This is a genomic window from Fibrobacter sp. (genome assembly GCA_012523595.1).
GTDB lineage: Bacteria > Fibrobacterota > Chitinivibrionia > Chitinivibrionales > Chitinispirillaceae > JAAYIG01.
Map to the genome: position 1 here is coordinate 1 of JAAYIG010000026.1, position 7,723 is coordinate 7,723.

The following is a 7,723-nucleotide window of genomic DNA, read 5'->3' on the forward strand; positions in this document are numbered from 1 at the left end:
TCAGAGCCTGAAAAGGATGGCAGGGGTTGAGATTACTGTGGTTGCATAGACTGCTTTGTCCAAACAATCCCTTTATGCTGTGCATCTTTGATATAATGCTCAAGATCAGCTTCACTCAGAACAGTGCCGCTTTCATAGAAAGAACGATACCAGTTTATAGTTGATTCGATTGCTCTGCCCGAATCCCATACCGACTCCCAGTTGAGGACCCGTCTGGCCTTTGAGCTGTCAAGGCGAAGCAGCCCGGCTTCATGTGGCTGCTCTTTCAACTCCGGAAAATCAAACTGTGTTTCCGGCCAGCAAGCTTTTACATAATTACATATTGTTTTGACTGTCAAAGCGTCAGATTCTGCCGGGCCGAAATTAAAGCAATCTGCAACCTCATTTTTACCCTCAAGTAGTAATTTGCCTGTAAGAAGATACCCGGAAAGGCAGTCAAGGACATGCTGCCATGGACGCGTCGATTGCGGATTACGGATAACTGCCGTTTTACCCTGTGAAGCCGCTTTCACGATATCTGGAATAAGTCGGTCTTTTGACCAATCTCCACCCCCGATCACATTTCCGGCACGGACAGTGGACAGAAGTACATTGTGGTCTTTACCATATTCTTCCAGATTCCAGAATGAATTCCTGTAGGAAGCGCATAAAATTTCTGCACAGGCTTTTGATGAGCTATACGGGTCATAACCACCCAGCCGTTCACCTTCACTATAGCGTCGATTATGCTCGAAGTTCTCATAAACCTTATCTGTAGTGACTACAACGACAGCCTGCACAGAGGGAGTATTGCGGGCAGCCTCAAGAACATTTAATGTACCAAGAACATTGGTCGAGTATGTTTCCTGAGGGTACTTATATGACTCGCGCACCAGAGGCTGAGCTGCCAGATGAAAAACAATTTGCGGCATTGCCTGCTTCATTGAATCTGCAAGTTTGTTAAAATCGAGCAAGTCTCCGATAAGGGAATTGATGTGCAGGTCAAGTTTGCTGAAATGGTCAGGAATTGTATCTGGCTTGCGGGCATATCCGGTAACCTGTGAACCGAGTTTAGTTAACCACAGCGACAGCCATGATCCTTTGAAACCTGTATGACCTGTAATAAAGACTGACTTATCTTTGTAAATATTATCAAATAAAAATTTCATTCCTGTCTGCTTTTGCGAGTCCTGGTATCATTTGTAAAAAATGAAGATCTCAGCATGTCTGTGAAAAAACTCATGGATGATGAGTTTTTCATCAGACACTGCTTTGAATCAATTGTAGCATTCGATCACTCAAAAAGTCATGAGGAAAAGAAGCATCACTGCCAGCGGATGTTTTCCTGTAAACAAAACAGGACATTTAAGTAGCTCCGGAACCTGTCTGCTTCACTTTATGCGGTTTTTCCGACAAATGTGTCTGTTAATGAAAACAGGCTGTCTTTTTTGAGGGTAAACCGGCATTCTCAGCCGTAAAAATCTGCAAGAATGCCGGTTCATATTGACGTAAACATCTTATCTGCTGGAATGAGATCAAGCCTTTCAGGATTCTGCAAGCTCTTCTTTTGCAGTTTCGCAGTAGTCCTTCTGAAAACACTCCTCACAGTCACCCCTGCACCCATCAAATACTTCAAATCCTGCGCTCAGAGGAGACACTGTAACCTCCGCTGGAATAACATTCTCAATGATAAAATTGTAGATAAGGTTGTCGGGCAGATTCTCGGTTAAAGAGACATCGACGCGATTATCCTCAAGGATTGTAAGGATCTCCTCAAGTTTTCTTTCGAGCTCCTCTGGACTCATCTTCTCCACCTTCGGGAACTTGTATCCAGGAGGAAAAAAGGATTTAACCTTTCTTGTGGTAATATCGATACCTTCGCATTCCATAATGTGTCTGAGAAATTTGTTGTGTTCAAAATGATCACCGTTTTCATCGAGATCAAAGAAGATTCCCTTCTCCCGGAGCTTCTTATCCATCATAGAATTCTCTCTTTTGACATCATCCAGGCTTCTGCGGTCATTCTTTGATTTTCCGGAATTCGCCATATCTTCTCCCTGGTTAAGGTTGTACAGAACAGCACCGGGCTTTCCAGCACTATGAACTGGTTTCAGAGATAAGCTGCGCACCTCAGAAGAGGCAGCTTTGCTATTTGAGAATGTACTGATGGGAAAAATATCTCAGCTTACAAATTCGGCCTGATGGAGAGGCTTTAATCCAAGCTCATTTTAAGCTGAATTCAGGCATTTCAGGAATAAAAAGATTAAACTAAATAACGGATAGAACTGGTGCAACAAAAAAACGGGTAATTCCGTTTTCGATATTAGAAAAGATTAACAGATAATACTGCTGATTCAGAGTTCTTAACAAACTGATGGGTAAGTACCGGACAGCAGAACCATTGAGAGTCCCGATGAATTTATGCGTTTGTACCTCGTGTGGATAATGCAAGTACGAATCGAGTAACATCTTGCCTGTACATTTTTCACAATTTATCTTTTAAACCAGATATCAGGAGCCAGGGAATTCCGGTGCGAATCCGGAGCGGACCTGCCACTGTAATCCCAATACCGTCTCAGTTCACTTTGACTTATGTGGATAAAAGACGGGGACTGTCATCCAGGCCACTGTCCTGCGGTTATTTAAAAACAGGATGGGAAGGCGACAGTACCGGGAAAGCCAGGAGACCTGCCTGAAAATCGTTTCTTTTTTGAACCCTCATGGAAAAGGGGTTCAGGAGGATTTACCCAGGTGTTTAAATTGTGTTCTTCTGGTGCACTGTTTAGTTGTGCACTATTACTTTTATCAATATCGCAGAATACTATCTGCTCAGACAGCATATCGGTTTCCTCGGAATTGCCCCAAAGTAAAGACTCATCTGTTGTATCTGATCTTGAAAAGATGGTGGTAACTGCCGGAAGACATCAGAAACTGCTTGATGCCTCGCATTCTCTGTCGGTTATAAGAGCAGAAGAATGGGCCGGCACCAATAAAAGTATAGCTGATATCATTGCCGAGCAGACCGGAGTGCAGACAAGAAAATACGGGGGAACGGGAAGTTTCCAGACTGTGACTGTCAGGGGGGTGCAGGGGGACAATGTTTTAGTGCTTCTCGATGGTATTCCGCTTAATTCAGCAATGGGAGGTGCTGTTGATCTGAGTGCAATAAGCCCCGACCGGATAAGCGAAATCGAGGTTTACAAAGGCATTACTCCGTCAGAATTTGGCGGAAACGCAACAGGGGGGGTGATCAACCTCAAAAGCAGGAGTTCAACCGGTTCGCGGGCTTTCCATGCCAGTGCTGCTATCGGTGCATACGGCTATCGGAAATTCAGTGCAGAGGCAAACCACGCATTTTCCAATCAATTCCGCCTTTTCGGTTCTCTCAACCATATCTCATCGGACAACAACTGGCCCTATCTTAACAGAAACAAGACTCCTGAGAATGATTCAGATGACAGAATAGATACTGTGAAAAATCACAAGTACGATTTTTTTGAGGCAAGACTTCATCCTTCTCTGGAATTCAAGAACGGCAGAACTCTCTCATCGGGAATAGCCTATTCCACTTCTGATGCTGGAATCCCGGCGGCAGAGGGATCTGTGAACCGCACCGCAAAGCACAGCCGGGAGCTTTTTGATTTCACCGCAAGGCTCTCAGATGATAATAAGGATGAAACATCGGTAATTGCATTTACTCCTGCATTGGGCTACCTGCGATGGAGCAGCAACACATTCTGGACAAGTCAGGATGAAAGCATGGGGCCTGACATGGGTGATATCTCCATGCTGAAAGATGCCTGGATCGATATGCAGTCTGTTCTGCAGATATTCCATGTCTCCTGTATTACAGATTTTTTCTTTTCAGAAAATCTGGGTGCTCAGATTACTCTTCAGGGGAAACACTCTGACATCGGAACTGAAACTCATTCTTCCGGATATCCTGTGAGTGACTGGCCCGGCAATTCTCAGGAGGCATCACTCTCAGCAGATGTCAATTATCAGATTCCAGCAGGCAAGAGCTGTTTAGGGGCAACAGCAGGAGGTGCGATCAGAGGAATCAGAAGTGCTACAAAGGGTGGAATGAACCAGATGTTAAGAATAAAAGTGTTGCCTTCTGCTACTATAGAGTACCCATGGTCTGTTCATGCCGGCGCACAATGGCGGGTCGGAAACAGTTTTAATCTCTTTTTCAATACAGCTCGCTATGCTATTGTCCCGGGATTAAGGGAAAAATACGGAATGAATGGCGCTTTACTACCGAGTCCTGATCTCAAGGCGGAAACTGGTATAGCCCTGGAGGGCGGAGCACGCCTGATGGCAGGGGAAACCCGGCTTGAGGCTGTGGTTTTCAGGACAGAAACAAGAAATGGTACAATGATGGTATCTGATGGAAGGATGTCCAAGGCGAAGAATTACGCTTCCGGACTGGTTACCGGCCTGGAAACATCTTTACAGGCCAGATTCTTCAGATTCCTCGGTACTGAACTCAGGGCAACTCTGCAGAAAGCAGAAAATCGCTCAAAAGCATATGAATATTACGGAAAAAGGCTGCCCAATGAACCGGATCTATCGATAATTGCGGGTATCTCACTGGGCCCATTCAAAGGGATAGAGCCTGAATACTGGCTTGATTTCAAATCTCCATTTTTCAGAGATCCGGGTAATGTCTACAGAGTGCCTGACGATGATGGTATGCCGGGGATGGTTTTCCATAACGCCCGCATTACCTGGAAAGCAGGCAGCAGGTTTGGTTTCGGATTTTCAATCAGAAATTTCAATGGAATCTCCCTGCGCAGTGAGGAGATGATCATGTCAAATGAAAACGGGTATTCCTGGATTCTCTACCCGTCAAATGAATGGTGCGTCACCGCGGAGTACTCATTTTGAAACAAATCATTATCTTACTTTCCAAATTGAGAAGGAACTTAAAAATGTTTTCCAGACATGCTTTTTTCTCTGCAGTATTCATTGTGCTTATGATTATGACCGGCTGTTTTCTTGTTACTTCCGATCCGGACAGGACAGATGACCGGCTGAAGCTGTTTATAGCAGGATCGGATTATCATTCCGGAACGCTTGAATGGATGGTAATCGAAGACAATTCATCGGTTGAATCCTGTATTGAAATCTACAGTGATGCAGTGCTTGATTCTTACAACGGGAATCTTTACATGCTGGAAAAGTACGGCGCTGACAACATCATGAAGTTCGATCCATCAAAGTGCGGAAAGTCAGGAATAATCTACCAGATTCACCTTGGAAATAACTGGAATCCGCAGGATATTGAGTTTCTCAATAGGAAAAAAGCATATATATCAAACATGAATGAGCCTGAAATTACCATCTTTAATCCTGAAACAGGAGAGATTGTCTCCAGTATCGATATTTCAAAATACACCTACCTGCCTGAAAAAAATTCAAGTCCCTGTGCAGGTAGAATGCAGCTTGTCGGAAAAGATCTCTATGTGATTCTTCAACGCCGTGAAGGTTATGATCCCGGAATAAACACGCTGATTCTCAAGATAGATACTGAAAAGGATTCGATAGTTGATACTATTCCGCTTGCTTTCAAAGAGGGCAATTCCATAGCCTTCCATAACGATGCACTCTATGTGACCTGCACTGGTGATTATTCAGTTATTGGCGATGGCGGAATAGAGAAAATCGATCTTGTTGACGGAGCCGTAAGCACAGTTCTGGAGGAGGATGATATCGGGGGTAGTCCCGTTCAGATTGTTCATAAAGATGGTTCGCGTTTCTACATAACATCATTTGTCGATATGTTCGATATAAGAGTGCTGGAGATCGATGCCTCGACCGGGGCTGTGATAAAGCGGCTATCTGGAGTCAAGAATGCCTTCGGAGGGATCTTTTACGATAAGATTGATGAAAGACTGTATGTTGCGGAAAGAGATACTGAGGAGATGGGGGTGAGGATTTTTAAGGATAACCAGCAGGATGGCCCCATTGTGAAGACCTCTCTACCGCCGAATTCGCTTATGATTATGAGATGAAAAGTACGGAGATTTTGTTCATGGTTTAAAGTCCCTGCCATGAACGGATACGACCAGATATGAAAAAAAATATTACGATTGGTGTGATACTAATGACAATGGCCTGTGGATGTTCCCGGGGCAGTATTGAGAAATCCGTTACTCCACAACGTATCATCTCACTTGCTCCCAGTATCACAGAAACCCTTTTTGCACTGGGACTTGGAGAAAAACTGGTGGGGGTGACAAATTACTGCAATTATCCACCTCAGGCCAGGGCAATAGAACGGATCGGTGATTACGATAATGCTAATATCGAGCGGATAATCACTCTTAAACCAGACCTGGTGTTTGTTTCCCGTGAACACGAAAGGCAGCGCACAGCCCTGGAGCGCTTGAAAATTCCCGCTGTGGTAATTGACAATTCCAGATATGCATCAGTCTGCAGTTCTTTTGTTCTCATAGGGAGTATCTGTGGTGTGGAAAGAGCAGCGGACAGCCTGACAGGAATTTTCAGAAGCAGAATGGCTGAAAATATTGACAGCGGAAGACAAGTACCAAAGGTTCTGGTCTGTGTAGGGCGCGATTCTCCCGGCTCAGGAAAGATAAGGAATATCTTTGCTGCCGGCCTTCAAACATTTTTAAGTGATCTTATCTTTGCAGCAGGAGGCAGGAATGTTTTCGTGGATTCGCTGCAGATCTATCCCAGAATCTCCCGGGAGGGGCTGATTTCACTTGCCCCGGATATAATAATCGATATTGCACCTGCAATGGATGATTACAAATGCGATCTTCTTGTCAATGACTGGCAGGAGATGACACGTGTACCTGCTGTCAATAATGATCAGGTCTACTGTATATCAGAACCCTATGCTACACTTCCCGGCCCGCGCCTTCTTCTGCTTTTGAATGATTTTGAGAAGATCTTTTCCGCCTGGAGAGAGGAGAGAAGCAGATGAGCTACTCCTCATTTATTATTGAAGTACATAACCTCTGTGCTGTTTACGGCAGATGTGAGGCGCTTGCGGACATCTCTTTGAACATAGAAAAGAACAGCCGTTTGGCAGTTATCGGGCCTAACGGGGCGGGAAAATCCACTTTGATAAAAACAATGGCAGGATTGATCAAACCATCATCGGGATACATTACTGTAAACGGGTGTGATATAAGAAAGATTTCCTCGCGTAAACGTGCCCAGGCAATCTCCTACATGCCTCAGAAACCCGATGGTCTGATCCCTTACACTGTTTATGATTATGTAATGCTTGGGCGGTATTCGATGATGGGCCTGATGGGGGTGTCTTCAGAAGAGGATAAGGAAGCCGCTGATGAGGCGATTGAAATATGTGATATCAAACACCTTGAAAACCGGATCATGAGCACACTTTCCGGAGGAGAACTTCAGAGAGCTCTTCTGGCCGGTGCTGTGGCACAGTCCGCGCCGGTTCTTCTTCTTGACGAACCGACAACTTTTCTCGATCCGGCCCATGAACGTCTGTTTTTCGAGGCACTTTCACGTCTAAGCAGGAAGCGGGAACTGACAATCGTGATGATTACCCATGATATCAACAGTGCCCTTTATCAGTGTACCCATATTGCTGCACTAAAAGGCGGGAGGCTCCTTTACGGAGGGACAACTGAGGAATTCAGAAAGCAATGTCCTGCTTTTCTCGAAGATATATTCGGTATCCGTTTCATGCAGTTTAACTGCAGTGAGCTATCTGCAGAAGCATACGGATCATGGGGGA

The 7,723-nt window shown here is 44.9% G+C and carries 6 protein-coding genes and 1 riboswitch; of the genes, 4 read left to right on the forward strand and 2 right to left on the reverse strand.

Annotated elements, in window-relative coordinates; all coding sequences use genetic code 11:
- Positions 1–32 precede the first annotated feature (32 nt).
- Together rfbG and GX089_01185 are read right to left on the reverse strand one after the other, a co-directional pair.
- Positions 33–1,148, reverse strand: coding sequence for a CDP-glucose 4,6-dehydratase (rfbG, locus tag GX089_01180; protein NLP01085.1), 1,116 nt, complete (start codon positions 1,146–1,148; stop codon positions 33–35).
- Positions 1,149–1,523: 375 nt separating this feature from the next.
- Entirely contained in the window at positions 1,524–2,027 is a 504-nt protein-coding gene (locus tag GX089_01185; protein ID NLP01086.1) for a hypothetical protein, read from the reverse strand.
- A 441-nt stretch (positions 2,028–2,468) separates the two neighbouring features.
- Positions 2,469–2,690: riboswitch (cobalamin riboswitch) on the forward strand.
- A 40-nt stretch (positions 2,691–2,730) separates the two neighbouring features.
- On the opposite strand from GX089_01185, the gene GX089_01190 reads away from it, so the two are divergent.
- The 4 genes from GX089_01190 to GX089_01205 form a co-directional block, all read left to right on the forward strand.
- Complete coding sequence (locus GX089_01190) at positions 2,731–4,869, forward strand: TonB-dependent receptor (protein ID NLP01087.1); 2,139 nt, start codon at positions 2,731–2,733, stop codon at positions 4,867–4,869.
- A gap of 44 nt (positions 4,870–4,913) precedes the next feature.
- A complete protein-coding gene (locus tag GX089_01195; protein ID NLP01088.1) occupies positions 4,914–5,996 on the forward strand; it encodes a hypothetical protein in 1,083 nt (360 codons plus the stop codon).
- Between the two features lie 59 nt (positions 5,997–6,055).
- The gene (locus tag GX089_01200) at positions 6,056–6,934 is read left to right on the forward strand and encodes an ABC transporter substrate-binding protein (protein ID NLP01089.1); all 879 of its coding nucleotides are present in this window, start codon (positions 6,056–6,058) and stop codon (positions 6,932–6,934) included.
- Positions 6,931–7,723: ABC transporter ATP-binding protein (locus GX089_01205; protein NLP01090.1), on the forward strand; the 793-nt coding region annotated here is incomplete at its 3' end. The genes GX089_01200 and GX089_01205, both read left to right, overlap by 4 nt.

Coding starts and splice junctions, on each gene's coding strand:
- GX089_01200 (NLP01089.1), top strand. CDS start 6,056: ATGAAAAAAAATATTACGATTGGTGTGATACTAATGACAATGGCCTGT.
- GX089_01195 (NLP01088.1), top strand. CDS start 4,914: ATGTTTTCCAGACATGCTTTTTTCTCTGCAGTATTCATTGTGCTTATG.
- GX089_01185 (NLP01086.1), bottom strand. CDS start 2,027: ATGGCGAATTCCGGAAAATCAAAGAATGACCGCAGAAGCCTGGATGAT.
- rfbG (NLP01085.1), bottom strand. CDS start 1,148: ATGAAATTTTTATTTGATAATATTTACAAAGATAAGTCAGTCTTTATT.